We start from the raw sequence: 26396 nt of genomic DNA on the forward strand, positions 1-26396 counted from the left end.
GCACCGCCAGCGGCGCCTCCCCGTAGGGCAGATCCCGTGGCGATGTCGTCCGGCGCTGCCGCACGCTGGTCGAGACCACCCCGCACACCGGGCACGCCGCCGCGGTCTCCTCCTCGGTGATCACGTGCACGACTCGGGTCCCGTCCGCGGCGCGCAGCACCTCGCGCACTCGAACTCCGGGCAGGCCGAACAGGATCGTCGTACCGTCTGAACTCACTCGTGGCCCCTCTGCTGTCGGCTCGTATCCACCGTCAGCATCGAGGGGCCACGGGCTTCTCAGCCCGAGGCCGCGATCCTCACAAGATCATGTCCTTCTTCCCCCTCAAGTTCGAAGAGCCGCCATGGGCGGGGTTGTGCCGCCGACTGACGAGCTGCGCCAGGCGGCATCCAAGTTGCTCAGGGTCCCGCTGTCGGACCTCTTCACCGCCGAGTCGCTGGCCGAGGTTTGCCGCCCGCTCCCGCCGGGGCTGCGGCGCAAGTCGGCGGCCCAGCGATGAGCGCTCTTGACGATCTCTCCCTCATCGCCAAGCACGCTCTCTGGGTCGGCTGCATGGCCGCGAGCGTGCCCGTGCCGCTGAGCGACCCGGCGACCGTCGAGCGTGTGTCGTCGCTGCTGCGGTCCGGGTCCTCGACAAGCAAAGAGGGCCCAGGCGTCAGGACTGGACCCTCTTCACTCTCCACCCACCACACCGCGTCGGGGCGGCCTGCCAGTCACCCCTCACGAGCCTCGTCATGTGAGGTTCGCTATGACTCAGAGTAACGAGGTTGTGACTGCTATGGCTGAGGCCGATGCCCCCGTCATCCAGTACACCGACGCATCGTTTGTGCGGCTGAATGGACGCGTCGCCAAGGAGCCGGGCTGGCAGCTCACGAGGTTGACATGGCCTGCTGTCGAAGGCGATGACAGCTTCGGCATCAACTGCGGGCTGTCCGGCTTTGTGGTCATCGACTGCGACACCAAGGAAGTCGATCCCGGTGACGGGGAGGGTCCTCTCTGGCTCTTCGGCGAGCAGTCGCTGGACGACTTCCTGTGGCACAACAGGATCACGCTGCCGCCGACCTTCACGGTGCGGACTCCGCGCGGTGGCGTGCACCTCTACTTCCGGATGCCGCCGGGCACGTCGCTGGGCAACCAGACGGACTGGCTGCCGGGCGTGGACTACAAGTCCACCGGCGGGTACGTCGTCGCCGCCGGGAGCCGGGTGGCCGCTGATCCGTCGAAGGGCAAGCCCGCCGGAAGCTATGAGCCGGTCGACTCGTCGGTGCAGGTCGCGGACCTGCCTGACGTCCTCCTGACGGCCCTGCGGACGCGTCAGCGCGGCGATCGTCGCGGCGAGCCCATCGGCGGCAACGTCGATGATCTCGCTGGGGCGCGCGACGACCTGTGGGACTTCGGATCGCCGGTCGGTCCGGGTGAGCGCGACGACGTCGCGTTCCGGTTCGCGTCGTCGCTGCGGAACTCCATGTCGATCAAGACGAAGGCGAAGCGGCTCATGGAGCTGCGGCACCGCGACTTCGTACAGCCGGTGGGTAACACGTTCCTGCTGGAGACGGCGCTGGCCAAGGTGGACAACGCGTGGGCGAACTACTCGGAGCCGACGGCCGAGACCTGGCAGACCGAGGCAGCGGCGGCGCTGGTCGCCACCACTCCCCCGGCTCCGGTCACGCCGATCGAGTCGCCGCAGACGCGGGCCGCGTACATCCGGTCTCGGCTGCTGGCCGAGGACGAGCTGGACCTGCTGCCGGAGCCGGAGTTTCTCATCGGTGACGATCTGCTTCCCGCCGACGCGGTAGGCATGCTCATCGCGGCACCGGGCACCGGCAAGACGCTGCTGGAGCTGGACTGGGCGCTGTGCATCGCCGCCGGCCAGCCCTGGCACGGCCGGTCTGTCCGGCAGGGCCGCGTGCTCTACGTCTACGCCGAAGGTGCACGCGGCCTGCGGCTGCGCCGCGATGCATGGCGCGCCTACAACGGCGGGCTCATCGTCGGCTCGAACGCGATGTTCTACCCGTCGACGGTGCCGCTGCTCGATCCCGGCTGGGTGAGCGGTCTGGTCGAAGTCGTCGCGGAGCTGAGCCCGGCGCTGGTGGTGATCGACACGCTGGCGCGTGCTACCGCCGGTGCTGACGAGAACTCCGTTAAGGACATGGGCCGTGCGCTCGAAGCCGCGCACGCGATCCGTGAGTCGTCGGCCTGCGCCGTCCAGCTGGTGCACCACACCAACCGGAGCGGCGAGTACCGCGGCTCCAGTGCCATCGAGGCGGCGGTCACCGACATGATGACCTTGAGCCGCATCAACCCGGGCATGGTCATGCTGCGGCAGTCCAAGCGCAACGACGGCGAACCGTTCGATGACCTTCATCTGCGGTTCGAGGCCGTCGAGAAGTCCGGCGTACTGGTCCCCAACGACGGCATCCGGCAACTGCTGGACGGTGACATCAAGGCCAAGGTGCGGGCCGCGCTCGCCGTGCTTCGGTCAGCCACAGCGGGCCAGATCACCGAACACACCGAGGCCAACACCAAGGCCGTTCAGCGGGCGCTGACGGCGCTGATGGAGAGCGGCGACGTTCTCCGCGACGGACCGAGCAACCGGCCGGTCTACCGGCTGGCGGTGGCGCTCTGATGGCCGCCGATCAGTCGGCCACGGACCGGCCGGTCGAGGAGCCCGTCGGACCCGGCTTGTCCGATGAGATCGACCGTCTTGTCCGACGGGAGGACAACACAACTTCCGAGAAACTGCTGGTCAGCGGGTCCGTCGGACAGAGTGTCCACCCGTCGGACAGTCGTTGTCCCGTCGTCGGACAGGACAGGGTGGGGGTACGTAGTACCCCCCCTGTCCACCGGGGCCGTCCACCGGACGCGTCCAGTGAGAGCGATCAACTGCGCCAGCTGTCGGAGCTGCTCGGCGTCCACGTCGAAGACGTCGAGCTGTGGGAGAGCCCGACTGACGGCCGCCGCCGCTGGTACTTGGTGATGACCCAAGATCGCCGCCAGTGGGCCGTCCCGGTCCACAGCCGAGAGGTCCGGTCCCCCACCGCGCTGAATGCCTTGACGCGCCGCTGGGGCCGAACCCGCGCCCTCCCGGAGCTGACCAAGGCCGATGGCCGACGAGCCCTGCGCCTGATGCACGAAATCACCGAAGCCGAGGCCGCTCTCGGCCTGGACACCGACACCACCCACCTGAAGGAGAACGACCGATGAGCATCAACCCCAACCCTGAGCCCACCGGCGACCTCGACTGGTCAGAGGAGGACCTGTCTCGATTGGAGATGATCAGCGCGATCCCCGGCATCGCCAAGATCGTCGGTGGCCTGGCCCAGGTGGTCGAGAACGCCCTGAGTCCCGCTCTGAGGGGCCGCAGGGTGCAGTCCTGCCTTCACATCATGGACGAGATCAACACGCGTGCGTTCATGCCGATGGACACGGTCGAGGATGCCGAGCCTGGTCGTCGGCCCCTGCTCTGCCCCCGGCATCCGGAGCGGTTGCTCTGCAACAAGCCGGACTGCTTCTACATGCATTATCTGGCTCACCACAGCGATGAGCCCGACGTCGCGGTGTGCTTCGTCTGCTCGACGCCGGTGGCCGACTTGGAGTTCGAGGGCGTCACCGCCGAGGTGCAGCTCCACCGGCAGCTGCCCTTCTACGACGACCACCGCCACGTTGACGCCTTCTGGACCTACAGGGGCACCCTCGGCGTCCTTCCGGTCGCGTACCTCTGCCCGCGGCATGACCGGCTGATCGACCTGCCGGTGCAGTTGGCCTGGCCTACCGGGGGAACCGACGATGTGCAGCCCGAGGACGTCTACCGGCTTGCGTAACGACCACTGCCGGTCGAGCACTTAGGCTCGGCCGGCGGGGCGGCTTCACAGGCGCCCCTCAGCAGCTGCTTGTCGGTCTACCGGAGCACGTAAGTTGCCTCCGTGACCATGCTCATGTCCGGGTGGACGCGCCACGGAGTTGTCCTAGCCTCCGACCGCCGACTCACATATCCCGACGGAAGTATCGCCGAGGATCGAGAAAACAAGCAGGTCGTATGGAACAACGCACTTGTCATGGCGTACACGGGCTTGGCACGCCTTGGCCCGAGGGCGGAGGAGTCCACACACGACTTCATGACCAGCGCCCTCAGTAGGACTACCTCCGGCGACAGTTGGAACCCGACCAGTTTCGCAGACTTAGCGACGGCAAAACTTCGTTCGACTCGGCGAGTCGTGAACCATAAGTCCACCGGCCTACTCTTTCTCGCAATAGGAGTCGGCGCTGACAACCGTCGGCTGGGAATCGTCATCACGAACCTGCCGGACGCCGGATGGAGCGAACAGCCGAACATGAGTTTCAGGGCCACTACGTATCAGATGCCACCCGCCTCCATCACCGTTCACGGGCAGCGACTACATCCGGCGGCGCTAAACTCAGTGTCCCGCTACCGACGCCGCATAGAGCGGCACACCAGCTCGCTCAAGCCAGTGGCTCAAATTCTCGCGTTAGCGATACAAGGCGCTGCGATGAGCGAGCCCCGAGTCGGATCTAACGTGGTCGCCACGATGATCTCCCCGGGGACTCCGTCTCAGTCTCTATATTTCCCGGGCGATCAGAGTGAAACGACCGCTTATCATCCTAATGTAATTCTGGGCCACACCATCTTGTCGGGCATTAAGATGACTTATCCGGACCAGCCGATTCGATTCCGATACCTGCCCTGAGAGGTCTGACGACCGGACTCATAGGCATGGGCGTCTGGGCGCCAACCCCAGCCCCACCACCTGACTGCCCGTCCCCTGGGCGCCACCCCAGCGCGACGCGACGGAACAAGATCGCGGACTCAAGATCGCGGTGGGCCGACTTGCACCAAACGAGCGTCTCGTTTACATAGCCTTGCTAAGCAGTTACGTTCGTCTGGGTTGCTTGAGCGTTCAAGCACGCACGTCAGGAACCCAGGAAGGCAACCGCCATGATCGACTTCTCCGCCCTCGCCGCTGGTGCCACCGTCGCCGCCGAGGCCGACTTCCCCTCGGCCGCCGCGACCCGTCGCCGGGCCGCTGACCCCGCGTTCGTCCAGCTCGTCACCGACGCCACGAAGGACCACAAGCGCCGCGAGCTGCCCGGCCGGTTCAGCACCAAGCCCTTCGAAGGGCGCAAGGGTGCCAACGAGCTGAGCACCGTGGCCAACGAGCTGCACCGCGCCGCGCGCCAGGTAGGCATCAAGATCGCCGTCCGCCGCTTCGACGTCGAGGACGCCTCGGCCCGCCTGACCTTCAAGGTCGCCAAGTGACCGAGCCGCTCCCCTCCCCTGGCGACGACGACCAGGCCGACGACTTCGACGGGTATGACGAGCGCGGCGGCCCGCCCGTTGACCCCGACGACCCGGACGCGGAGCCCTGGTGAACGTCGTCGCCTACCTCCGAGTCAGCACAAGGGAGCAAGCCGACACTGGCCATGGGCTCGACGCGCAACGCCACGAGATCCTTTCTACGGCCTCGGCTCGGGGCTGGGCGATCGTTGCCTGGACCGAGGACGCCGGCGTGTCTGGCGGGCATCTAGACCGGCGCGCGGGCTGGTTGCGCGCCATCGAGCTGGTCGAGTCGGGCCAGGCCGACGCGATCGTGGCGAGCAAGATCGACAGGGTCAGCCGCTCGGTCGCGGACTTCGCTGCTCTCGTGGACCGGGCGCAGACCTCGGGCTGGGCGTTGATCATCTTGGACATTGGGTTGGACTTGACGACGCCGATGGGCCGCTTCACCGCCCATGTCCTGTCCGCTGCCGCGCAGCTCGAGCGCGACATGATCAAGCAGCGCACACGCGACGGGCTCGCGGCGGCGCGATCCAAGGGCATTAAGTTGGGTCGGCCTCGGTCGCTGCCGGAGGACGTCGCCCATCGGGTCATCGAGCTGCGTGCCAGCGGCGCGACCCTGGCCGCGATCGCCGACCGCTTCAACGCCGAGGGTGTGCCCACCGCCAGGGGTGGCAGCCGCTGGCACCCGGCCACCGTCCGGGCTGTCCTCACCCGAGCCGCGTAGCCCCGGCGTCAAGCGGCTGAGCGCCGTGCTGAAGACGCGACAACGCCCGCTGCGAACAATCTCGCAGCGGGCGTCGTCGTGTTACTTGAAGGTCATCTCAGCCGGTGACCCCGGCAACCCATGACCTGTGCGTCCATCAGGCCATCAGCGCAGACCACCGACTGGTCGCGAGCGAAATTTCCCAGCTCCGCGCTGGGGGAACCGGTCAGGTCTCGACCAGCTCCCGCAACTCGGCCCGGCGGCAGGTCCTCCAGCACCGGCCAGGAACCACCCAGCTCCGGTGTCGCCAGCGTCTGGACGTCCACGTCCCAGAAGCCGACGCCAGTCTCATCGAGCAACTTGCCGATCTTCGAGCGAGCGGCGGCGGCGTTCGCCCCCTTGGCCACGTGTCGCAGAGGAACCCAAGATCGTCGGCCTCGTCCTCGTCCTCCGTCGTCACCCTCCGCACCTCGGCCGCGATCGCCCTGAACCCCGCCCTCTCTTCCGCCAGATGATCAAGGGCCGGTAGTCCGCTCTGGCCTGTTCCTGGCGACTTGCCGTGCCGGGTGTTTGTCCGGGGCGACGGGGGGAAGGTGGTGTCTAGCAACCCCTCTCCCAGAAGGAGCTATCCGTGAAGCTTTCCAAGGGCATCGCCACCGCCGCCGTAGCCGGAGCGCTGAGCTTGGGCGTGGCCGCGCCGGCCGCCGCCGCACCGACGAACACCGCCGCAGGTGGCGCTGCTGGCTTGATCGCGGCCGTGGTCCAACTCCAGGACGTCACCGTGACCGTTGTCGATGTCGACGACGTGAACGTGGCGGTGCAGAACGTGCTGAACAGGAACCGGATCCTCAACAACGCGTTCCAGAACTTCCTGAACAACAACAACGTTGACGTCGACATCAACGACGTCATCGACGTCAACATCCTCGAGGACGGAACGGTCGTCGTCGTCATCTGACGGTTCCGGTTCGCCGATGATGGCCCGGTCTCTGGACCGGGCCATCGTCATGAGTGCGCCCGTCGCTGCTCGAGGTACGGCTCCCTGGCTTGCGCTCGGTCATAGACCGCTGCTGGCCGCCCTCGACTCGTTACGATCAACGCCAGAGCGACGGCCTGGCGCCTAGTGCGAGGGCAGCAGCGGTGAACCGGTGGCGCATGTAGCGCCATGGCGGCCCTCCCGGATGTGCGAGTCGATCACACGTGATCACGCACCCAGGAGCTTCCGATGCCCGGTCGTCTTACAGAGGGCCTTGCGCCCGCCCCGTCTACCGCGAAGCCGTCCGCCGAGTCGGACAGCCGCCTTCAGTACCTGATTGACAACATCACCAGCTTGTCGGAGTACGAGCTCCAGGAACTGATCGACATCCTTCAGAGTCGTGCTGAGGCGGCGGGCGGCGATCCCAACCTGAGCACCCGAGAGCTGCAGTCACTGGCCTCGTTCTCCATGCTCGTCAAGACGGAGATGCAGCGGCGCAACAACGGCGGCGCGATCACTGCGAGCGCGACGACCTTCGTTGTTCCGGCTGACCGGCGGCCCAACCGCGTCGGCAGCGGATCCGCTACGGCCATCACCGCCAGCGGCGTCGACCTGAACGACGGCGACTCGCTTGGTCACGAGTTCGCCGACGCCATGAAGCGGTCGGCCTCGGACCCGCGCATCGGCAAGACCCAGGTCGCCAAGTTGCATGTCCAGCGGTCCGCCGACCGGACTCTGACCACCGACGACCCGATCGCCACGGCTGCCGTGTTCAAGGCCGCTGCCGCCGAGCACGCCCAGTACGTCGCCGCGCAGCTGGCGCAGCCGCAGGCACTGGTTGCCGCTGGCGGGCTCGGCACGCCGGAGGCCGTCGACTACGCCATCGCCGGGTTCGAGGTCGCTGACCGGCCCGTCCGGGACGCGCTGCCCAGCTTCACCGCTACACGCGGTGGCGTCCGCTTCGTTCGGCCGCCGACCCTGGCCGACCTTGAGGGGTCGGTGGGCATCTGGTCGATGGCGAACGACATCGCCGCCGTCACCGACCCGGCCGTGCGCAAGCCGATCCTCCGGGTGCCGATGAGCACGGAAGTCGTGGTCGACCTGATGGCCGTCACCAACCGGCTGTTGTGCGGCAACACGCTGGCGCGCGCCTTCCCCGAGTACGTCACCCGGATCACCGAGCTGGCGCTTGCCGTCTACGCCCGCGTGGCCGAGCAGCAGCTGCTCACCCAGATCGGGGCGCTGTCCACGGCGGTGTCCGGTGCGGCCGGCGAGGGCGCTGGCGTCGGTGCGACGCGGGTTCTGCTGCCGCTGCTCGACCGCGCCGCCACGGGGATGCGCGACCGGCTGCGGATGGCTCAGGACGCGCCGCTGCAGCTGGTCCTCCCTCACTGGTCGAAGGGCATCCTGCGTTCTGACCTGGCGATGCAGGAGCCCGGTGACGCTCGTGAGGGTGTGACCGACGCCGAGCTGATCGGCTACCTCGCTGCGCGGAACCTGGCTCCGACGTTCGCGCTGGACGGGGAGGCCGGGCAGCACTTCGACGTCCAGGACCCCGGCCCGGTCAACGCGTGGCCGACCGAGATCGTCAGCTACATGTTCCCGGCGGGGGCGTTCCAGTTCATGGACGGCGGCACGCTGGACCTGGGCATCGTGCGGGACTCGGAGCTGAACGCGGCGAACGACTTCGAGATGTTCTCCGAGGGCTTCGAGGCCGTGCTGCACCGCGGTGGCGAGGCGTTCCGCATCAGCCAGGCCGTCACCCCGTCCGGCATCAGCCGGGCCGCTGCCTGATGGGCAAGCGCGACCCGCGCTGCACGACACCCGGCTGCACGTACATCGCTGTCCCTGACCAGCCGGTGTGCGTGCAGCACGGGGGCCAGCCAGCGGCCCGACTCTCGGTCGCACCGGTCGACCACATGAGGCTCTGTGGCGCGACCCGGCGAGACGGCGGCTCTTGCCAGCAGCCCGCCATGCACGGTCAGCAGCGGTGCCGGATGCACGGCGGCTCGGCTCCCCGAACGAGAGGCAAGGCTGTGGAGCGAGTCGCGGAGCAGAAAGCCATGGAACTCGCCGACAAGCACGGCGTCCCCCGGTCCATCTCGGCGGTCGACGCACTCCAGGAGGAGCTCGATCGGACCCAGGGGCGGATCGACTGGTACCAGCGCCAGCTGACGCTTCAGCCGCACGACGGAGCGCTGTTGGCGGTCTACTCGGCCGAGCGCAACCATCTGCGCCAGCTGGCCGGAGGGATGGTCACCAGCAAGGTCGACGAGCGCAAGGCCGTGGTGTCGGAGCGCACCCTGGACGTCCTAGAAGCTGCGGTCGAAGCCACGCTCCGCGACTTCGGGCTCGACCCGCACAGCGACCGCGTTCGCCGGGCGATCGGCCGTCACATGACGGAGCTGGTCAAGACCGGTGACTCGCACAAGATGGGCGACGTGATCGACGCGGAGATCGTCTCCGACGATCCGATCCCCCAGCCCGTACCGTTCTGACCAGGGGATATACCGTCTAGACGCCCTACAGGCCGGTATTCGAACGACGGCACTGCGTCAGGTCGACAACCTCCCCGCCACGCACCTCCCCGACGACCAGCCGGTCGGGCCGCATCCGCAGCGCCTGGCGCACCAGGTCCCGCAGGCTCACCGCGCCCACCGACTCGACGTTGGGCGGCCGGGTCAGCAGCCGCACGACGTGCGGGTGCTCCGGGGAGAGCTCCGGAGCGTCCTCGCAGAGCACCAGCCGCTCCCCCGCATCGACGAGCCCCAGCAGCGCGGAGAGCACCGTCGTCTTGCCGCTGCCCGTTCCGCCGGTGACCAGGAAGGCCAGCCGGCGCTCCACCACGGCGGCCAGTAGGTCGACCGCGGCGCCGGGCAGCGCACCGCGGTCGGCGAGGTCGGCGTAGGTCAGCCGGGCCCGGCGAAGCACGCGCAGCGACACGCAGGTGCCCGAACCTGCGACCGGGGGCAGCACGGCGTGCAGCCGGGTGCCGTCGGGCAGCGCCGCGTCCACCCAGGGGGCCGCGTCGTCCAGCCGGCGGCCGGCCGCAGCAGCCAGCCGGACGGCCAGGCGCCGGACCGCCTCCTCGTCGGGAAAACCGACCACGGCCCGTTCCAGCCCGGCGCCCCGGTCCACCCACACCTCCCGCGGACCGTTGACCAGCACGTCGGTCACCCCCGGCGCCCGCAGCAGCGACTCGAGCGGGCCGGCGCCGGACAGCTCGTCGGTTGCCTCCCGGACGGCAGCGAGCACGGCGCGGTCGCCCAGCAGCCCGCCGGTCTCCTCCCGGACCAGCGCGGCGACGGCCCCCGGCGTCGGCGTGCCGGGCACCGCGGCGAGCCGTGCCCTGACCCGGTCGACCAGCGGCCCCGTCGGGCGCGCGGACGTCACCGGGCCCCGTCCCGCGGCAGCTCGACCAGCAGCTGCCGGCTCAGCACCCCCAGCGGCGACCGGGCGGCGACCGACGGCGGTTCACCCCGCTCGCCACGGGCCACCGCCGACCGGTCATGTCCGAGCTCGGCGAACACCGGGCGACCCACCACGTCGGCGACCTCCTTCCGGGACAGCCCGCCGGGCACCGGGCGGCTGACCACCCGGGCACCGGACCAGCCGCCGCCGGTCAGCAACGCCCGGGCCGCCGCGGCGGCGCGCAGCCGGGCCGGTACCAGCAAGACGGTCATATCGGCGTCGGCCAGCACCGTCTCGGCCGGCCGGCCCCGGCAGGGCAGGTCGAGGACGACGCCGTGCCCGCCGTCCCGAGCCGCCCGGAGGACCGTGGCCAGCGCCTCCTCGCGAACGTCCTCGGGGGCGTCCCGGGAGGCAGCCAGCACCGGGACGCCGCCGGCCTCGGGCAGCGCGGCGACCAGCGCGGCGCCGGCCACCCGGCCACTCAGCCCGCTCAGCTCCGGCCAGCGCAGCCCCTGAGCCCGTTCGGCGCCCAGCAGCAGGTCCAGTCCGCCGCCCCAGCCGTCACCGTCCACGAGAAGCACGCCGCCGCCCGCGCCGGGAGCAGCCGCCAACGCCAGGGCGGTGGCCAGCGTGCTGGTGCCCGCGCCACCGCAGCAGCCGCCGACGACCGCCAGCCAGCCCGGCCGGACCGGCGCCCGGACCGCGGCCGCCACCCGTTCCACCAGCCACAGCTCATCGCGGGGCAGCACCACGACGCGCTCGGCACCGAGGTCGACGGCCGCGGCCCACGCCTCTGGCGCGGGGTCCTCGGCCAGCACCACCAGCAGCCCGGGACGCCGTGGCAGCGCCCGGACCGGCGCCGCGGTCAGCGCATCACCGCCGACCAGCACGACCGGGGCGTCCCGGTGGGCGCGCCGGAGTGCGCTGCCGCCGGTGGTCAGCTCGGGCGTGCAGCCGGCAGCGGCCACCAGGCGGAGCAGGTCGTCGAGGAGCACGTCGTCCGCACTGACGACGAGCGGACGGGGAGCAGGTGCGACCGATGCGGAGAGGGACACCCCGTCAGCGCAGCCGGGCCGGAGCCGTGGCGGAAGGCCCCCGGTGGATCTGTGGACGACCCGAAAGGGTGTGGACAACGGCGAGCCCAGCGGCGTCCTGAGCTGCTGGCCTTACCCTCGTGGATCATGACGCGCGCTGCTGCGTTCTTCGACCTGGACAAGACCGTCATCGCCAAGTCCAGCACCCTGGCGTTCGGACGGCCGTTCTTCCAGGGTGGGCTGATCAACCGCCGGGCGGTCCTCAAGGGGGCCTACGCCCAGTTCGTCTTCTCCCTGGCCGGCGCCGACGCCGATCAGATGGAGCGGCTGCGCAGCCAGATCACCGCCATGACCACCGGCTGGGACGCCGCCGTGGTCGCCGACATCGTCCGGGAGACGCTCCACGAGATCGTCGACCCGCTGGTCTACGCCGAGGCCGCCGACCTGATCGAGGAGCACCGGGCGGCGGGGCGGGAGATCGTCATCGTCTCCAGCAGCGGCGCGGAGATGGTCGGCCCGATCGGGGAGATGCTGGGCGCCGACCGGGCGGTGGCCACCCGGATGGTGACCGTCGACGGGAAGTACACCGGCGAGATCGACTTCTACGCCTACGGGGAGAACAAGGCCGTCGCCATCCGTCAGGTCGCCGCCGAGATGGGCTACGACCTCGCCGACTGCTGGGCCTACAGCGACTCGATCACCGACCTGCCGATGCTCGAGGTGGTCGGCCACCCGACCGCCGTCAACCCCGACCGCGGTCTGCGCAAGGCCGCCGTCGAGCGCGACTGGCCGGTGCTCACCTTCTCCCGACCGGTCAGGCTGCAGTCCCGCTTCTCCGGCCCCCGGACGCCGATGGTCACCGGCGCGGCCATGGGCGTGGGGGCCGCGGTGGCCGGGCTCGCCTGGTACGCCCGCCGGCGAGCGCTGCGGATGGCCGACGCGGCCGCTGCGACCGTGCCCCCGGTCCCGGCCCGCTGGCGGCGCCGCGGCGCCTGAGTGCCCCGGGTTCCCGCCCGGCCGGAGGCCTGCCTTCCTCGGCGTGCCCCCGTGCGCCGCGCCGCCCGATCGGCGATCCTGCCGGGCATGACGACCGCAGTCCTCGCCTGGCTGGCGGTGGCCGCCGCCTGCACGGGCGCGGTGCTCTTCGGGCATACCGCACGCACCGCGCCGGTGCGCGGACCGCGTCCCACTGCCACCCGGGTGGGGTTGGCGGTGTCGCTGAGCGGTCCGTGGCTGGCCGTGCTGCTGTCGGCCGCCGGTGGCGCGCTGACCGGGCAGTGGCTGGTCGCGGCGGTGGCCGCCCTGGTCGGCGTGCTGGTGGCCGCCGTCGTCGGGCTGGCCCTCGACCCCTCCTGACCCCGACGCGCCGGTCAGACGCCGAGCTTCTTGCGGACCGAGTCGACCAGCGTGCGCGCCGAGGAGACCGGGTTGAACGCCTGCGCAGCCGTCGTAAGGTCGGCTTGCTCGCTCGCGGTGAGCTCCAGGTCGGCCGCGGCCACGTTCAACTCCAGCTGCTCGACGCTGGACGCCCCGGGGATGACCACTACCCGCGGCAGCCCGAGCAGCCAGGCCAGCGCCACCTGGGCCGGCCTGGCGTCGTGGGCGGCCGCCACCTCGCGCAGCAAGGCCAGCAGCGGCTCGGCCCGACGCAGGTTCTCCGTGCCGAACAACGGGTTCATCGCCCGGACTCCCCCGGGCCGGTGGTCGGCGGAGTACCGACCGCCGAGCAGGCCTTGGGCGAGCGGGCTGTAGGCCATCACCATCCGGTCCTCCCGCTCCGCGAACGGCACCAGGTCGGCGAGCGGGCCGGCATGGGCCAACGAGAACTGCACCTGGTTGCTGACCACCGGGCGGCCGAGCGCGGTGTCGGCCACCTGCCACCGCTCCAGGGAGTAGTTGGAGACGCCGACGGCGCCGATCCGGCCCTTACGTAGCAGCGCGCCCATCCCGGTCATGGTCACCGAGTCGGGGACGACCGGGTTGGGCTGGTGCACCTGGTAGAGCGGGATGCGGTCCAGCTGCAGCCGGCGGGCGCTGCCCTCGTACCGGTTGCGGACGACGGCCGGGAACGGCGCGACCGGAAAGACCTTGCTTGCCACCACCACCGAGCTGCGTTCACCGCCGAGGGCCTCGCCGAGGATCCGCTCGCTGCGGCCCAAGCCGTAGACCTCGGCGGTGTCGAACAGCGTGACGCCCAGCTCCCGGGCCCGCCGGACGATGTCCCCCGCCGGGCCCTCGGCGTAGTCCGAGCCGTATCCCCATTCGCGGGAACCGAATTGCCAGGTGCCCAGACCCACCCGGCTGACCTGACCGAGACCGTCGACCTCCAGGAAGCGCATGAAAGCCAGTCTCGGTGACCCCAACGGTTCCCGCAGGGCTCCCGACCGAGGGACGAAGCGGCTCATCGGCAGCCAGGGAGGGCATGTGGCCGCGGTGTCGTCCGGAGGACGACGATGTGCTCAGCCCCGCTGCAGGCTCTCGCAGATCGCCAGGCCCTCGAGGGCGCCGTGAGCGGTGGCCCGGCAGCAGTGCGCCAGCCACCCGGCGACCCCGTCCGGCGTCCCGGACCGGTAGCCGTCCAGCGCGGCGGCGTACTCGGCCGGCCCCAGCTCTACGAAGCCGACCTCGGGCACCGACACCGCCTTGCGGTCCAGGCCGCGGGCGATCCCGGTCAACCGGGCAGCCGCCCGGGCCACCACGCCGTCCTGGGTGCCGAACGGCGCCACGGCGGCCAGCTCTCCGTGCACGACCGCGGCGATCAGCACGGCGGGGACGGCGGTCGTGCCGGTGACGAGTGAGAACAGCCCACCCAGCCGCGCCCCGGCGTGCCCGGCGGGACGACCGAGGGCGGCCGGTTCGGCGAGGTCGGCGGCGGCGAGCACGTGCAGGCGCGCGAGCACCTGGCCGGGCGCCCGGTCCCACGTGTCGACCATGGAACCCAGCCCGACCGAGACCCGCAGCGCGCCCTGAACGACGGGGTCCTCGACCGTGCCGGCCCGGACGTCGGCAAGCGGGTACGCCGCCCCCTCCAGCGTCGCCGAGGCCCGGGCGCCGCGGAGCGCCGACTCGATGCTGACCCCGGCCGACTCCCGGCGCAGCACCCGGTGCGCGAGCAACCGGTCGACGGCGGCGCGGGCCTCCTCGGCGGCGTCGCGGACCCCGGTCAGGTCGAGCAGCGGGGCCAGCGGGTCAGGGCCGGTGGGGCGTCGCGCCGGGCGGGCCGCCGGGCGGGCGGCGCCGGGCCGCAGCGGGATGCTCACGGCTGCGACGGTACGAGCCCGCCTAGGCTGCGCTCACCATGGCCCTCCCGTTGACCCTGCTGCTCGTCCGGCACGGCCAGAGCGAGTGGAACGCCGCCGAGCTGATGCAGGGACAGACTGCCGACGTCCCGCTCACCGAGCTCGGACACCAGCAGGCGGCCGCGGCGGCCGCCGAACTGGCCGAGCTGGCCCGGGCCGGATCCGGGCCGGGCGCGTTGGTATCCAGCGACCTGCGCCGGGCGGTGCAGACCGCGGAGCACTGCGCCAGGAGCACCGGACTGCCGGTGGACACCACGCCGGCGCTGCGAGAGCAGGGGTACGGCGTGCTCGAAGGCCGCCCGTCCCGGGAGCTCTGGGACCTCGTCGACTGGACCGACCCGCACTGGTCGGCCGAGGGTGGGGAGAGCCTGGCGCAGCTGCACGCCCGGGTCGCCGGGTACCTGGCCGCGCTCAAGGCCGACCCGCCCGCTCCGGTGGTGGCACTGGTCACCCACGGCGACACGATCCGCGCCGTGCTGGCCGTCGTCGCCGGCCTGGGGCCGGACCAGCTGCCGGCCGTCACGCCGCACAACGGCTCGGTGACCCGGCTGGTGCTGACATGAGCGCCGCAAAGGCGACGGTTGAGCGAGCATCGCAGGGAGATACCCAGAGCCGGCAGGCTGCGAGCATCGCAGCGAGATGCCCGGAGCCGCCAGGAAGCGAGCGTCGCAGCGAGCGCCAGCGAGCGAGGAGCGGAGCGCCCGCAGAGGCGATTCATGTAGTCGAGCGAGGAGCGGAACGACCGCGGAGGCGACCCGTGTCGCCGACCGAGGAGCGGAACGAGACCGGAGCCGAGCAATGAGCAGGGTGCTCGTGCTGGGCGGCTCCCGGTCGGGGAAGTCCGCGCACGCCGAGTCGCTCGTCGCCGGCCGGGACGACGTCGTCTACCTCGCGACCTCCAGCGGCGACCCGACCGATGCAGAGTGGTCCGCTCGCATCGCCACGCACCGGAACCGGCGCCCGGCGGGCTGGACGACGCTGGAGACCACGGCGCCCTCCGAGCTGCTGCGGCGCGGCACGGTGCTGATCGACAGCGTCACCACCTGGGTGGCCGCGCTGATGGACGAGACCGGCGTGTGGGACACCGCCGAGGCGGCCGGCGCGCACGCGGCGGCGGGCCCGGGGGGCGGGGAGGCCGAGGCGCTGGAGCGGTTGGCGGCCCGCTGCGACGCGCTGATCAACAACTGGGTGATGACCCCCGCACACGTGGTCGCCGTCAGCGACGAGGTGGGCCTGGGCGTGGTGCCGGAGACCCGGGCCGGGCGGCTGTTCCGGGATACCCTGGGCACCGTCAACCAGCGGCTGGCCGCCACCGCCGACGAGGTGTGGTTCGTGGTGGCGGGGCTGCCACAGAAGTTGCGATGAGCCGACGGTGGTGGGCCGGGCCGGGTGAGGCGTTCGCTCTGCTGAGCATCGCCCGTGTCCCGGCAGCGGCCTCGGCCCGCGGGGTGCTGCCCTGGGCGCCGCTCGTGGGCCTGGTGCTCGGCGCGCTGGCCGCCGCGGCCGGCTGGCTCGGGGCCCGCTACGCAACTCCACTGGTCGGCGCGGTCCTGGCCCTCGCCGTGCTGGCCGCCCTCACCAGGGGCCTGCACCTGGACGGGCTGGCCGACACCGCCGACGGGCTCGGCCCGCTTCGCGGGCGGGAGCGCGCCCTGGCGGTGATGCGCGCCGGGGACGTCGGGCCGTTCGGCGTGGTGACCCTCATGCTGACCCTGCTGCTGCAGGCGGCCTGCCTGGCCGCCCTCCTCCCGATCGACGGGGGCTGGCTGGCGCTGCCGGTGGTGGTCGTCGGGGCCCGGCTGGCGATGGCCCGCACCGGGCTGCGCGGGGTGGCGATCGCCGACGGCTCGTCACTCGGGCAGGCCGTGGCCGGCACCGTGTCGGGTGCCTGGCTGTCCGCCGCGGTGGTGGTCGCGGCTGCGGTCACCCTCGGCGCCGCTGGGCTGCTCGGCCTCAGCTTGACCGGCGGCGGCCAGCTGCTGCTGGCCGTCGTCCTCGGGTGGGCGGCCGCCGAGGCGCTCTACCGGCGCGCTCGGGCCCGGCTGGGCGGGGTCAGCGGTGACGTGATGGGCGCGATGGGCGAGGTGACGACGGCGGCCGCTCTCCTGGCGGCCGCCGTCCTGCTCAGCTGATCGCCGCGCCGGTCAACGACGCTTGGTGAGCGAGCCGAGCAGCCTGCCCAGCCCGCCGGAGGCTCCGGCGCCTCCGCGCCCGCCCGCCGCACCGCGCGTCGTGCGACCGGTGCCCATGCCGCGGCGGCCGGCCGCAGGGCGACCGGTGGACCGGCCCGCCCGGCCTGCTTTGCCCCCACGCGCCGCTGTCTCCGCCGTGCCCATCAGCTTGCCGAGGATGCCCATCCCGCCACCGTCCTCCGCGATCCCGGACAGAACGCCCGATGCGCTCACGACGCGCCCCTCAGGCGGCGTGGCGTCGCCCTCAGCCACCAGCAACCGACTGGATGACCATCACCTCCGCGCTCGGCGGCACCGCCGTCGCCAGCCCGTCGGCGCGGCGGACGTCCTCCCCGTCGACGTAGACGTTCACGTGCCGGCGCAGCGCCCCGGTCTCGTCCCGCACCCGCCGGTCGAACACCGGATGGTCCGCCGCCAGCGCGTCGAGCAGGGCACGCACCGTTCCCGGACCTCCGAGGTCGACGTCGACGGCGGTGCGGCCACCGGTGCAGTCGGCCAACAGCCTGGGGAGCAGCACCCGCACGGTCACGCGTCCTCCTCGCTGTCCCCCGCAAGCGGGAGGAGCCCCCAGCTCGTCGGCTCCGCTGCCGGCGGTGCTGTGTCCTCGCGTGACCTCGCAAGCTCGGTCACGGCAGCACCGCGGCGCGCACGCAGAGCACGTCGGGCAGGTGGCCGGCGACCTGGGTGAAGGTCTCCCCCTCGTCGGCGCTGGCGTAGACGTCGCCGCCGCGCGTGCCCAGGTAGACCCCGACCGGGTCGCCGGCGTCGACGGCGGCGGCGTCCCGCAGGACGGCGTTGAACTCCACGTCCGGTAGACCGGCCGACTGCCGCCGCCAGCTGGACCCGGCGTCGTCGCTGCGGTGCACCGCAAGTCGACCCTCTGGCGGGATCCGCTCGCCGTCGGCCACCAATGGCACCACCCACACGGTGCCCGCCCGGTGCGGATGGGTCAGCATCACGAAGCCGAAGTCCGCGGGCAGCCCGTCAGCGATGGAGGTCCAGGTGTCGCCGTCGTCCTCGGTGCGGTAGACGCCGTGGTGGTTCTGCGCATACAGCCGGCTGGGGGCGACGGCGTCGCGGGCGATCTTGTGCACGCACTGGCCGAACTCCGGCGCCGGGCCGGGCAGGAAGTAGGCGGAGATCCCGGAGTTGCGCGCCGCCCAGGAGTTCCCGCCGTCCCGGCTGCGGTAGACGCCACCGGCGCTCATCGCGACGTGCACGGTCCCGTCCGGCCCGGGCGCGACGGTGTGCACCGCCGCGCCGCCGCCCCCCGGCTGCCACTCGGGACGGTGCGGGTGGTCCCACAGGCCGCGGTTCAACTCGAAGTGCTCCCCGCTGTCGGTCGACTGCCACAGCGAGTGCGGCTCGCAGCCGGCCCAGACCACGCCGGGCCGGTCGGCGGAGTCCGGCTGCAGCTGCCAGATGCGTTCCACCGCCCCGCCGGTGTCGGCCGGGAAGCGGATCGCGCCGTTCTCCGGCTCGGTCCACGTCGCGCCCAGGTCGTCGGAGTGGAACACCGTCGGGCCCCAGTGCTCCGAGCGCAGGCCGACCATCAGCCGGGTACGCCCACCGCGGGTGTCGATGCCGATGCTCGGCACCTCGGTCATCAGGAAGTGCGGCTGCGAGAGCGACCAGCTCCGCCGGTCCTCACTCGTCGCGAGCCAGAGCCCCTTGCGGGTGCCGATCGCCAGCAGTGTGGTGTCCATGCACCAGTAGACCGCCGGGATACGACGAACTCATCGGCCCCGTTCAGGGTCCCGCGCTGAGCTTGCGAGGCGTGGGGGGAACGGGGTCCTTGTCGCCGCCCTCGAGGTCGCCCTCGGTGTCCAGGTAGGCCTGCTGCAGCTCGGCCAGCAACGCCGGGTCCGGCTCGGCCCACATCTGCCGGTCGACGGCCTCCAGCAGCCGCTCGGCGATGCCGTGCAGCGCCCAGGGGTTGGACTCCTCCAGAAACGCCCGGTTCTCCGGGTCCAGCACGTAGGTCTCGGCCAGCTTCTCGTACATCCAGTCGGCGACCACGCCGGTCGTCGCGTCGTAGCCGAACAGGTAGTCGACGGTCGCCGCCAGCTCGAAGGCGCCCTTGTAGCCGTGCCGGCGCATGGCGGCCAGCCACTTCGGGTTGACCACCCGGGCGCGGAACACCCGCGAGGTCTCCTCGACCAGCGAGCGGGTCCTGACCTGCTCGGGCCGGGTGGAGTCGCCGATGTATGCCTCCGGCGCCGTCCCCGTCAGCGCGCGGACGGTGGCGACCATCCCGCCGTGGTACTGGAAGTAGTCGTCGGAGTCGGCGATGTCGTGCTCTCGGGTGTCGATGTTCTTGGCCGCCACCGCGATCCTCTTGTAGGCGGTCTCCATGTCCGGCCGGGCGTTGACGCCGTCCAGCCCGCGGCCGTAGGCGTAGCCGCCCCACACGGCGTAGACCTCGGCCAGGTCGGCATCCCCGCGCCAGTTGCGGGAGTCGATCAGCGACAGCAGCCCCGCCCCGTAAGCGCCGGGCTTGGAGCCGAACACCCGGGTGGTCGCCCGCCGCCGGTCTCCGTGCGTCGACTCGTCCGCGTCGACGTGTGCCTTGACGAAGTTCTCGTCGTCGGACTCGGGCAACCCCGCCACCAGCGTCACCGCGTCGTCCAGCATGGTCACCACGTGCGGAAAGGCATCCCGGAAGAACCCGCTGATCCGCACGGTGACGTCGATCCGCGGCCGGCCCAGCTCATCGAGCGGGATCGGCTCCAGGCCGGTGACCCGCCGGGAGGCGTCGTCCCAGACCGGCCGGACGCCGAGCAGCGCCAGCACCTCCGCGATGTCGTCACCCGCCGTCCGCATGGCCGACGTGCCCCACACCGACAGCCCCACCGAGCGGGGGAACCCGCCATCGTGGTCGTCGCGATAACGCGAGACCAGCGACTCGGCCATCGCCGACCCGGTCTCCCAGGCCAGCCGGGAGGGGATCGCCCGCGGATCGACGGAGTAGAAGTTCCGGCCGGTCGGCAGCACGTTGACCAGCCCGCGCAGCGGCGAGCCGGACGGCCCGGCCGGCACGTAACCGCCCTCCAGTGCGTGCAGCGTCATGTCCAGTTCATCCGTGGTGCGCTCCAGCCGGGGCACGATCTCGTCGACGGCGAACCGAAGGACGGCGGCGACCGCCTCGTCCTCGCGCTCCAGCACCTCGCGGACGACGAGCGGCACCGCCGCGGACGCCCAGTTGCGGTCCTCCATGCCGGCGACCAGCGCCGCGGCCTGGGCCTCGACCGCGTCGGTCGCGTGCAGCCCGGCGGTGCCGTCCTCGGTCAGTCCGAGCGCCTCCCGCAGTCCGGGCAGCGCCACCGCACCACCCCAGATCTGCCGGGCACGCAGCATCGCCAGCACCAGGTCGACCCGGTTGGCACCGGTCGGCGGCGCACCGAGCACGTGCAGGCCGTCGCGGATCTGGGAGTCCTTGATCTCGCACAGCCAGCCGTCGACGTGCAGGATCAGCTCGTCGAACTCGGCGTCGTGCGGGCGGTCGGCCAGGCCCAGGTCGTGGTCGAGCTTGGCGGCCTGGATCAGCGTCCAGATCTGCTGGCGGACGGCGGGCAGCTTCGCCGGGTCCATCGCGGCGATGTTGGCGTGCTCGTCGAGCAGCTGCTCGAGCCGGGCGATGTCGCCGTAGGAGTCGGCGCGGGCCATCGGCGGCACCATGTGGTCGACGAGCGTGGCGTGTGCCCGGCGCTTGGCCTGGGTGCCCTCGCCGGGGTCGTTGACCAGGAACGGGTAGACCAGCGGGAGGTCGCCGATCGCGGCGTCCGGCCCGCAGGCCGCGGACATGCCGACGGTCTTGCCGGGCAGCCACTCCAGATTGCCGTGCTTGCCGACGTGCACCATCGCATGCGCCCCGAAGCCGCCGGCCGACTGCTGCGACCGCAGCCACCAGTAGGCGGCCAGGTAGTGGTGGGACGGCGGCAGGTCCGGGTCGTGGTAGATCGTGATCGGGTTCTCCCCGAAGCCACGCGGCGGCTGCACCATCACCACGACGTTCCCGGCCCGCAGCGCGGCGAAGACGATCGCGCCGTCGGTCTCGTCGACGAACAGGGACCCGGGCGCCTTACCCCAGTGGGAGACCATCGCCTTCCGCAGCTCGGCGGGCAGCGTGTCGAAGTACGCGCGGTACTCGCAGACACCGATGCGCACCGGGTTGCCCGACAGCTGCTCAGAGGTGAGCCAGTCGGCGTCCTGCCCACCGGCGGCGATGAGGGCGTGAATAAGCGCGTCGCCGTCCAGGTCGGCCACGCCGGGCAGCGCGCCGGGACCGTCGAAGGGGCCGATGTCGTAGCCCTGGCCGGCCATCGCGGCCAGCAGCCGGACGACGGACGCCGGAGTGTCCAGGCCGACCGCGTTGCCGATCCGGGCGTGCTTGGTCGGATAGGCGCTGAGCATGACGACGATGCGGCGCTCGGCAGGTGCGGTGTGTCGCAGCCGGGCATGGGCGACCGCCGTTCCGGCGACCCGGGCGGCCCGCTCGGGGTCGGCGACGTAGGAGGTCAGCCCGTCAGCGTCGGTCTCCTTGAAGGAGAACGGCACGCTGATCAGCCGGCCGTCGAACTCGGGGATGGCGACCTGGTTGCCGACGTCGAGCGGCGAGAGCCCGTCGTCGTTGGCCGCCCAAACGGCGCGGCTGGTGGTCAGGCAGAGCCCCTGCACCACCGGGACGTCGAGCTTCGCCAGCTCCCCGACGTCCCAGGCGCCGTCGTCCCCACCGGCCTGGGCGGTTGCGGGCTTCGACCCGCCGGCGGCGAGCACGGTGACGACGAGGGCATCCGCGGTGCGCAGGACGTCGACCAGGCCGGGCTCGACGGTGCGCAGCGAGGCGGTGAAGACCGGCAGCGCGCGGCCGCCGGCGTCCTCGATCGCCGAGCAGAGCGCCTCGACGAAGCCGGTGTTCCCGGACAGGTGGTGCGCCCGGTAGTAGAGGACGGCGACGACCGGGCCGTCGCCTCGGGACTCCCGCTCCAGCACGCCCCACTCCGGTGCGACCGACGGCGGGTCGAAGCCCTCCCCGTCCAGCAGGACCGTGTCGCCGAGGAAGGCGTGCAGCTGGGCGAGGTTGTCCGGTCCGCCCTGGGCCAGGTAGCCGTGCGCCTCGGTGGCCACGCCCATCGGCACGGTCGAGAGCTCCATCAGCTCGGCGTCGGGCACCTGCTCCCCGCCGAGGACGACAACCGGCACGGAGCCGGCGAGCAGCGGGGCGAGCACGTCCTCGTACTGCCGCCGGACGCCGAGGATCCGGACGACGACGAGGTCGCTGCCCGCGGCCATTCCCACTATGCCGTCGGCGTCCAGGCGGGCGGGGTTGGCCAGCTTCCAGTCCGCGCCGCACGACCGCGCCGACAGCAGGTCGGTGTCGCTGGTGGACAGCAGGGCGAAGGTGCGTGCGCTCATGGAGTGCCTCCCTCGGGGTCCGCGCCCCGGGTCGTCGGACACGGCAGCCGAGGTGTCTGGCTCTCCCGGTTCCCCGGGTCACGGTGGCGGGACCGCGCCGGGTTCTCACCGGCTTCCCTGCTGCACTGCCGTGCTGCCCGCGACCGTACCGGTCGCTGCCGGTGATGGAGTTCCGGCACCGTCCGTGCCTGCGGCCTGCGGACCGCCGAGCGGCAGGCTCAGCCGGAAGCGGGCGCCCGCGGCCGCGGGCAGGCAGACGACGTCACCGCCGTGCGCCCGGGCGAAGCCGCGGGCGATGGACAGGCCCAGCCCCGCCCCTCCGTCCCGGCTGCGGGCGGCGTCGAGCCGGACCAGACGGTCGAAGATGCGCTCCCGCTCCGCCGGCGGGACGCCCGGGCCGTCGTCGCCGACATCGACCTCGGCCCGGCCGGTCGCGGACCGGACGACGACGGCGACGTGCCCGTTCGGTCCGGCGGCTCGGACCGCGCTGCGCAGCAGGTTGTCCAGCACCTGGGTGATGCGGTCGGCGTCCACCCGTACGTCGACCGACTCTCCCTCGACCGTCACGGCTGCTTCACCGGTCACCAACCGCCGGGCGCGGCGCTCGGCCAGCGACCGCAGGTCCACATCGGTCAGGTCCAGTGCCGGGCCGGATCCGGCATCGAGCCGGGCGACGTCCAGGAGGTCGGCGACCAGCCGCCCCGAGCGCGCCAGCTCGCGGACCGCTCCGGCCAGCAGCTCCTCCCGGCGCTCCCGCGGGGGGTTCGTCCGCAGGACCGTCTCCACCGAGGCCCGGACCGCGGCCAATGGGGTGCGGAGCTCGTGCGCGGCGTCGCTGAGCAGATCCCGCATCCCCGCCTCGGCCCGGCGGGCCTGGTCCTCGGCGCCGACCAGCTCGTCGAGCATGTCGTCGAACGCGGAGGCGGTCCGGCCCAGCTCGGTGCCGGGGCGGTCCGGGGTCTGCTGGGTGCAGCCGGACTGGCGGCGGCGTTCGGGCTGACGATCGCGGCCGGGGCGTCCTCCGGCCCGGACGAGGGCAGCCAGGCCACCAGCTCGTCGACCGCCGTGGAGTCGCCGTCGGGTGCGAGCACCGCCCCGACGCCGGGCAGCGACGCGCCCAGCGGCCGTCCACGGTCCGAGGCCCCGTCCGCAGGCACGCCGCCCGGCGGCGGACCGCCGGCCCGGGGCGTGCCGCAGCGGCCGCGGAACGGCCTGTCGACTTCTTGGCCAACCAGACCAACCAGCAGTACGGTGCCGGGATGGGAGTTCTGGAACCGGTGAATGTCTACGAGGCCAAGACGCAGCTGTCCCGGCTGATCGACCGGGCACTCGCCGGCGAGGACGTCGTCATCGCCCGCTCCGGACGGCCGCTGGTGCGGCTGGTCCCGGTGGGACATCCAGTTCCGCGGCGGGCTCCCGGCAGTGCGCGCGGTCAGATACACATGACGGACGACTTCGACGAGTTGCCGGCGGAACTCGCGGCAGCCTTTCGCGGCGAACTGCCGTGAGGCTCCTGCTCGACACCCACGTCCTGCTCTGGTGGCTGGACGGCGATACGCGCCTGACGGGCGAGGCGACGGAAGCGATCGCCACCGCGGAACTCGCCGTCGTCTCGGCCGCTTCGTGCTGGGAAATCGGCATCAAACAGGCCATCGGCAAGCTCTCCGGCCCGGCCGACGTGGAAGCAGAGATCGCGGACAACGGCTTTACCCCGCTGTCCATCTCCGCCGGCCACGCGTTGGCCGCCGCCCGCCTGCCTGACCATCATCGGGATCCCTTCGACCGAATGCTCATCGCACAGGGGATCGCCGAGGGGTTGACGGTCGTCACGCGGGATCCCCGGTTCGCGGAGTACGGCGTACCTCTCCTGACGACCTGATCCGCAGCCGGCCGCCGGACGAGTCCGTCAGACGCCGACCTCGACCAGGTCCAGCACGAAGACCAGGGTGGCGCCACCGGGGATCGGGCCCTGGCCCTGCGCGCCGTAGCCGAGATCGCTGGGGATGACGACCAGCCGGCGGCCGCCGACCCGCATGCCGGTGATCGCCTGCTCGAAGCCCGGGATGACCTGGCCGGCGCCCAGGGTGACCGGCAGGGTCTCGTCGGCGCCGCGGCGCCAGGAGGAGTCGAACTGCTCACCGGTCTCGTAGAAGGCACCGACGTACTTCACCGCCACGGTGGCGCCGTCGACGGCCTCCGGCCCGGAGCCGACCACGATGTCACTCACCTGCAGGTCGCCGGGCGGTGGGGCGTCTGCCGGCGGCACCTCGGGCGCGACGCTCAGGTCGGTGGAGATCCCAGCGGCCGGCTCGGCCGTTGCCGTCGGGGACTCCTCGTCGCTACCACCGCAGGCAGCGAGCGACGCGGCGACGAGCAGGGCGAGCAGTGCCCGCGGGGCGGTGCGGCGGATCATGGGGAGGTCTCCTGGCCGAGCAGCTGCTCGAGTCGGGGAACGACGGGGCGGAGCCCGTCGCGGTCGGTGCGGTCGCGGTGGACGGCCCTCCGGACAGTACTGAACGGCGGCGTGTGGCCACCTGGTTGCTGGCTGAGAGCAGGAGGTCGAAACTGCTGATCATGAACTCCACCGCGCGCACCGAGCACCACCGATGAGCCTCCTGGCCGCCGAGGTCGACCACACCAGCAGCTCCACGTTGCTCATCGCCGCCGCACTCATCGGTATAGCCGTGGTGGTCGTGTTGATCACCGTGCTCAAGGTGCACCCCTTCCTGGCGCTGATCCTGGGCTCCGCCGTCCTGGGCGTGATCGCCGGGGTGGGGGTCAGCGACATCGTCACCAGCTTCACCGCCGGGGTGGGGTCGACCGTCGGCAGCGTCGGCCTGCTCATCGCCCTCGGCGCGATGATCGGTGGTCTGCTCACCGCCTCCGGCGGCGCCGACCGGGTGGTGACCGCGATCGTCGACCGGGTGGGCCCCCGGGCGCTGCCCTGGGCGATGGGCGGGGTCGCCGCGTTGATCGGCATCCCGCTGTTCTTCGAGATCGGCGTCGTCCTGCTCATCCCGATCGTGCTGCTGGTCGCCCACCGCAGCAGCCAGCCGGTGCTCCGCGTGGGCATCCCGGCACTGGCCGGCCTGTCGGTGCTGCACGGGTTCATCCCGCCGCACCCCGGTCCGCTGGTCGCGATCAGCAGCCTGAGCGCGAGCCTGGGCCTGGTCCTGCTCTTCGGCCTGATCCTGGCGATCCCGTGCGTCATCCTCGCCGGCCCGGTGTTCGGCAGCTTCATCAGCGCCCGGCTGCACGTCGCCACACCGACCGCCCTGGTCGGCGCTGCGGCGGGGGGCCGGGAGACCGGCTCGACGGGAGCGGGATCGATCGACGCCGGCAAAGACCTGGGCGGCGTCGGGGACCCGGCCCGGGACGACGCCCGACCGCGCCACCAGCCCGGTTTCGGCGCCACCGTGGCCACCGTCCTGCTCCCCGTGGTGCTGATGCTGCTGGGCGCGATCGGCGAGCTCACCCTGGACGACGGCAGCACGCTGCGCTCGATCTCCGACATCATCGGTACACCGGTCATCGCCCTGCTGGCCGGCGTCATCGTCGCGATGTTCACCCTCGGCAACGCGGTCGGCTTCGGCCGGCAGAAGATCTCCGACACCCTCGGCGGGTCCCTGCCGGCCATCGCCGGCATCCTGCTGATCGTCGCCGCAGGCGGAGGCTTCAAGCAGTTGCTCGTCGACTCCGGGATCAGCGGCCTGATCGCCGATGCCGCCGAGGGCGCGAACTTCTCTCCGCTGGTGCTGGGCTGGCTGGTGGCCGTGGGCATCCGGCTGGCCACCGGCTCGGCAACGGTTGCCACGATCACCGCGGCCGGGATCGTCGCTCCGCTGGCCGCCGATCTCGACAAGCCGACGACCGCGCTGCTGGCGCTGGCCGTCGGGGCCGGCTCACTGTTCTTCTCCCACGTGAACGACGCGGGGTTCTGGCTGGTCAAGGAGTACTTCGGGATGACCGTCGGCCAGACCATCAAGAGCTGGTCGGTGATGGAGACGATCATCTCCGTGGTGGGCCTGATCGGGGTGCTGGTGCTGTCGGTCATCGTCTGACCGGCGGGCCG

Annotated in this window: 29 protein-coding genes, 1 pseudogene and 1 riboswitch; of the genes and pseudogenes, 18 read left to right on the forward strand and 12 right to left on the reverse strand. The window is 71.9% G+C overall.

Going from position 1 to position 26396, the window contains the following annotated elements; all coding sequences use genetic code 11:
- Positions 1-217 (reverse strand): transposase family protein (locus BLW04_RS27540; protein WP_217631015.1); only part of this gene is annotated, 217 nt, incomplete at its 3' end.
- Between the two features lie 124 nt (positions 218-341).
- On the opposite strand from BLW04_RS27540, the gene BLW04_RS26695 reads away from it, so the two are divergent.
- From BLW04_RS26695 to BLW04_RS12240, 6 genes are all read left to right on the forward strand, one after another.
- Entirely contained in the window at positions 342-497 is a 156-nt protein-coding gene (locus BLW04_RS26695) for a hypothetical protein (protein ID WP_175484029.1), read from the forward strand.
- 102 nt (positions 498-599) lie between these two features.
- Complete coding sequence (locus BLW04_RS12220; protein ID WP_139306827.1) at positions 600-2624, forward strand: AAA family ATPase; 2025 nt, start codon at positions 600-602, stop codon at positions 2622-2624.
- Entirely contained in the window at positions 2624-3202 is a 579-nt protein-coding gene (locus BLW04_RS12225; protein ID WP_091541047.1) for a hypothetical protein, read from the forward strand. The genes BLW04_RS12220 and BLW04_RS12225 overlap by 1 nt, the downstream gene beginning before the upstream one ends.
- Positions 3199-3819 (forward strand): hypothetical protein, encoded by a 621-nt coding sequence (locus BLW04_RS12230; RefSeq protein WP_091541050.1) that lies wholly within the window; start codon positions 3199-3201, stop codon positions 3817-3819. Before BLW04_RS12225 ends, BLW04_RS12230 begins: the two co-directional genes overlap by 4 nt.
- A gap of 1133 nt (positions 3820-4952) precedes the next feature.
- On the forward strand, positions 4953-5273 hold the full coding sequence (locus BLW04_RS12235; RefSeq protein ID WP_091541054.1) for a hypothetical protein: 321 nt from the start codon (positions 4953-4955) through the stop codon (positions 5271-5273).
- Positions 5274-5382: 109 nt separating this feature from the next.
- On the forward strand, positions 5383-6018 hold the full coding sequence (locus tag BLW04_RS12240; protein ID WP_091541058.1) for a recombinase family protein: 636 nt from the start codon (positions 5383-5385) through the stop codon (positions 6016-6018).
- A gap of 92 nt (positions 6019-6110) precedes the next feature.
- On the opposite strand, the gene BLW04_RS12245 is transcribed toward BLW04_RS12240, so the two are convergent.
- The gene (locus BLW04_RS12245; protein ID WP_091541062.1) at positions 6111-6404 is read right to left on the reverse strand and encodes a hypothetical protein; all 294 of its coding nucleotides are present in this window, start codon (positions 6402-6404) and stop codon (positions 6111-6113) included.
- A 224-nt stretch (positions 6405-6628) separates the two neighbouring features.
- On the opposite strand from BLW04_RS12245, the gene BLW04_RS12250 reads away from it, so the two are divergent.
- From BLW04_RS12250 to BLW04_RS12260, 4 genes and pseudogenes are all read left to right on the forward strand, one after another.
- The gene (locus BLW04_RS12250; protein ID WP_091541069.1) at positions 6629-6955 is read left to right on the forward strand and encodes a hypothetical protein; all 327 of its coding nucleotides are present in this window, start codon (positions 6629-6631) and stop codon (positions 6953-6955) included.
- A gap of 372 nt (positions 6956-7327) precedes the next feature.
- Positions 7328-8767, forward strand: a complete 1440-nt coding sequence (locus tag BLW04_RS12255; RefSeq protein ID WP_091541072.1) for a major capsid protein — start codon at positions 7328-7330, stop codon at positions 8765-8767.
- A gap of 125 nt (positions 8768-8892) precedes the next feature.
- Positions 8893-8976 (forward strand): annotated as a pseudogene (locus BLW04_RS29640) (HGGxSTG domain-containing protein); the annotation flags it as partial.
- 60 nt (positions 8977-9036) lie between these two features.
- The gene (locus BLW04_RS12260; RefSeq protein ID WP_091541076.1) at positions 9037-9471 is read left to right on the forward strand and encodes a hypothetical protein; all 435 of its coding nucleotides are present in this window, start codon (positions 9037-9039) and stop codon (positions 9469-9471) included.
- A gap of 25 nt (positions 9472-9496) precedes the next feature.
- Here the strand turns inward: BLW04_RS12260 and BLW04_RS12265 are convergent, their stop codons facing one another.
- Positions 9497-10366, reverse strand: coding sequence for a TadA family conjugal transfer-associated ATPase (locus tag BLW04_RS12265; protein WP_254781432.1), 870 nt, complete (start codon positions 10364-10366; stop codon positions 9497-9499).
- Complete coding sequence (gene ssd, locus BLW04_RS12270; protein WP_091541080.1) at positions 10363-11439, reverse strand: septum site-determining protein Ssd; 1077 nt, start codon at positions 11437-11439, stop codon at positions 10363-10365. The genes BLW04_RS12265 and ssd overlap by 4 nt, the downstream gene beginning before the upstream one ends.
- Before the next feature lie 126 nt (positions 11440-11565).
- Between ssd and BLW04_RS12275 the strand changes: the two genes are divergently transcribed.
- Together BLW04_RS12275 and BLW04_RS12280 are read left to right on the forward strand one after the other, a co-directional pair.
- Positions 11566-12414 (forward strand): HAD family hydrolase, encoded by an 849-nt coding sequence (locus tag BLW04_RS12275; protein ID WP_091541083.1) that lies wholly within the window; start codon positions 11566-11568, stop codon positions 12412-12414.
- 87 nt (positions 12415-12501) lie between these two features.
- Positions 12502-12774, forward strand: coding sequence for a hypothetical protein (locus tag BLW04_RS12280; RefSeq protein WP_139306830.1), 273 nt, complete (start codon positions 12502-12504; stop codon positions 12772-12774).
- Positions 12775-12788: 14 nt separating this feature from the next.
- Here the strand turns inward: BLW04_RS12280 and BLW04_RS12285 are convergent, their stop codons facing one another.
- Positions 12789-13757: an aldo/keto reductase gene (locus BLW04_RS12285; RefSeq protein ID WP_091541089.1), complete on the reverse strand. Its 969-nt coding sequence runs from the start codon at positions 13755-13757 to the stop codon at positions 12789-12791.
- Between the two features lie 120 nt (positions 13758-13877).
- Entirely contained in the window at positions 13878-14678 is an 801-nt protein-coding gene (locus BLW04_RS12290; RefSeq protein ID WP_217631016.1) for a Fic family protein, read from the reverse strand.
- Positions 14679-14716: 38 nt separating this feature from the next.
- Between BLW04_RS12290 and BLW04_RS12295 the strand changes: the two genes are divergently transcribed.
- The 3 genes from BLW04_RS12295 to BLW04_RS12305 all read left to right on the forward strand — a co-directional run bounded on the left by BLW04_RS12295 (position 14717) and on the right by BLW04_RS12305 (position 16849).
- Positions 14717-15280 (forward strand): histidine phosphatase family protein, encoded by a 564-nt coding sequence (locus BLW04_RS12295; RefSeq protein WP_091541093.1) that lies wholly within the window; start codon positions 14717-14719, stop codon positions 15278-15280.
- A 235-nt stretch (positions 15281-15515) separates the two neighbouring features.
- Positions 15516-16082 (forward strand): bifunctional adenosylcobinamide kinase/adenosylcobinamide-phosphate guanylyltransferase, encoded by a 567-nt coding sequence (cobU, locus tag BLW04_RS12300; protein ID WP_091541096.1) that lies wholly within the window; start codon positions 15516-15518, stop codon positions 16080-16082.
- Positions 16079-16849, forward strand: coding sequence for an adenosylcobinamide-GDP ribazoletransferase (locus BLW04_RS12305; protein WP_091541100.1), 771 nt, complete (start codon positions 16079-16081; stop codon positions 16847-16849). The genes cobU and BLW04_RS12305 overlap by 4 nt, the downstream gene beginning before the upstream one ends.
- 12 nt (positions 16850-16861) lie before the next feature.
- Here BLW04_RS12305 and BLW04_RS12310 read toward each other — a convergent pair whose 3' ends face one another.
- From BLW04_RS12310 to BLW04_RS12330, 5 genes are all read right to left on the reverse strand, one after another.
- A complete protein-coding gene (locus BLW04_RS12310) occupies positions 16862-17122 on the reverse strand; it encodes a hypothetical protein (RefSeq protein ID WP_139306831.1) in 261 nt (86 codons plus the stop codon).
- 31 nt (positions 17123-17153) lie between these two features.
- Positions 17154-17438 (reverse strand): MoaD/ThiS family protein, encoded by a 285-nt coding sequence (locus tag BLW04_RS12315; RefSeq protein ID WP_091541106.1) that lies wholly within the window; start codon positions 17436-17438, stop codon positions 17154-17156.
- A gap of 97 nt (positions 17439-17535) precedes the next feature.
- The gene (locus BLW04_RS12320; protein WP_091541110.1) at positions 17536-18615 is read right to left on the reverse strand and encodes a WD40/YVTN/BNR-like repeat-containing protein; all 1080 of its coding nucleotides are present in this window, start codon (positions 18613-18615) and stop codon (positions 17536-17538) included.
- 43 nt (positions 18616-18658) lie between these two features.
- Positions 18659-22324: a cobaltochelatase subunit CobN gene (gene cobN, locus BLW04_RS12325; RefSeq protein ID WP_091541114.1), complete on the reverse strand. Its 3666-nt coding sequence runs from the start codon at positions 22322-22324 to the stop codon at positions 18659-18661.
- Between the two features lie 59 nt (positions 22325-22383).
- Positions 22384-22442, reverse strand: a riboswitch (cobalamin riboswitch).
- Positions 22430-23230 carry a sensor histidine kinase gene (locus tag BLW04_RS12330; RefSeq protein ID WP_091541118.1) on the reverse strand — a complete coding sequence of 267 codons (801 nt, stop codon included), beginning with the start codon at positions 23228-23230 and terminating at the stop codon, positions 22430-22432. It overlaps the preceding riboswitch by 13 nt.
- 353 nt (positions 23231-23583) lie before the next feature.
- On the opposite strand from BLW04_RS12330, the gene BLW04_RS12335 reads away from it, so the two are divergent.
- Together BLW04_RS12335 and BLW04_RS12340 are read left to right on the forward strand one after the other, a co-directional pair.
- Positions 23584-23832, forward strand: coding sequence for a type II toxin-antitoxin system Phd/YefM family antitoxin (locus BLW04_RS12335; protein WP_254781434.1), 249 nt, complete (start codon positions 23584-23586; stop codon positions 23830-23832).
- Positions 23829-24203, forward strand: a complete 375-nt coding sequence (locus BLW04_RS12340) for a type II toxin-antitoxin system VapC family toxin (RefSeq protein WP_091541128.1) — start codon at positions 23829-23831, stop codon at positions 24201-24203. Before BLW04_RS12335 ends, BLW04_RS12340 begins: the two co-directional genes overlap by 4 nt.
- Before the next feature lie 27 nt (positions 24204-24230).
- Here the strand turns inward: BLW04_RS12340 and BLW04_RS12345 are convergent, their stop codons facing one another.
- Entirely contained in the window at positions 24231-24737 is a 507-nt protein-coding gene (locus BLW04_RS12345; protein WP_175484030.1) for an FKBP-type peptidyl-prolyl cis-trans isomerase, read from the reverse strand.
- Positions 24738-24930: 193 nt separating this feature from the next.
- Here BLW04_RS12345 and BLW04_RS12355 point away from each other — a divergent pair, with 193 nt between their 5' ends.
- Entirely contained in the window at positions 24931-26385 is a 1455-nt protein-coding gene (locus BLW04_RS12355; protein WP_091541135.1) for a GntP family permease, read from the forward strand.
- Positions 26386-26396: the final 11 nt, after the last annotated feature.

Origin of the sequence: Modestobacter sp. DSM 44400 (genome assembly GCF_900107175.1) — a bacterium.
In the GTDB taxonomy this organism is placed as follows: Bacteria; Actinomycetota; Actinomycetes; order Mycobacteriales; family Geodermatophilaceae; genus Modestobacter.

Excerpts from the sequence above, each read along its gene's own strand:
- BLW04_RS26695 (WP_175484029.1), top strand. The coding sequence starts at position 342 with ATGGGCGGGGTTGTGCCGCCGACTGACGAGCTGCGCCAGGCGGCATCC.
- BLW04_RS12225 (WP_091541047.1), top strand. The coding sequence starts at position 2,624 with ATGGCCGCCGATCAGTCGGCCACGGACCGGCCGGTCGAGGAGCCCGTC.
- BLW04_RS12230 (WP_091541050.1), top strand. The coding sequence starts at position 3,199 with ATGAGCATCAACCCCAACCCTGAGCCCACCGGCGACCTCGACTGGTCA.
- BLW04_RS12235 (WP_091541054.1), top strand. The coding sequence starts at position 4,953 with ATGATCGACTTCTCCGCCCTCGCCGCTGGTGCCACCGTCGCCGCCGAG.
- BLW04_RS12260 (WP_091541076.1), top strand. The coding sequence starts at position 9,037 with ATGGAACTCGCCGACAAGCACGGCGTCCCCCGGTCCATCTCGGCGGTC.
- BLW04_RS12275 (WP_091541083.1), top strand. The coding sequence starts at position 11,566 with ATGACGCGCGCTGCTGCGTTCTTCGACCTGGACAAGACCGTCATCGCC.
- BLW04_RS12280 (WP_139306830.1), top strand. The coding sequence starts at position 12,502 with ATGACGACCGCAGTCCTCGCCTGGCTGGCGGTGGCCGCCGCCTGCACG.
- BLW04_RS12285 (WP_091541089.1), bottom strand. The coding sequence starts at position 13,757 with ATGCGCTTCCTGGAGGTCGACGGTCTCGGTCAGGTCAGCCGGGTGGGT.
- BLW04_RS12295 (WP_091541093.1), top strand. The coding sequence starts at position 14,717 with ATGGCCCTCCCGTTGACCCTGCTGCTCGTCCGGCACGGCCAGAGCGAG.
- cobU (WP_091541096.1), top strand. The coding sequence starts at position 15,516 with ATGAGCAGGGTGCTCGTGCTGGGCGGCTCCCGGTCGGGGAAGTCCGCG.
- BLW04_RS12305 (WP_091541100.1), top strand. The coding sequence starts at position 16,079 with ATGAGCCGACGGTGGTGGGCCGGGCCGGGTGAGGCGTTCGCTCTGCTG.
- BLW04_RS12320 (WP_091541110.1), bottom strand. The coding sequence starts at position 18,615 with ATGGACACCACACTGCTGGCGATCGGCACCCGCAAGGGGCTCTGGCTC.
- cobN (WP_091541114.1), bottom strand. The coding sequence starts at position 22,324 with ATGAGCGCACGCACCTTCGCCCTGCTGTCCACCAGCGACACCGACCTG.
- BLW04_RS12330 (WP_091541118.1), bottom strand. The coding sequence starts at position 23,230 with ATGCTCGACGAGCTGGTCGGCGCCGAGGACCAGGCCCGCCGGGCCGAG.
- BLW04_RS12335 (WP_254781434.1), top strand. The coding sequence starts at position 23,584 with ATGGGAGTTCTGGAACCGGTGAATGTCTACGAGGCCAAGACGCAGCTG.
- BLW04_RS12345 (WP_175484030.1), bottom strand. The coding sequence starts at position 24,737 with ATGATCCGCCGCACCGCCCCGCGGGCACTGCTCGCCCTGCTCGTCGCC.
- BLW04_RS12355 (WP_091541135.1), top strand. The coding sequence starts at position 24,931 with ATGAGCCTCCTGGCCGCCGAGGTCGACCACACCAGCAGCTCCACGTTG.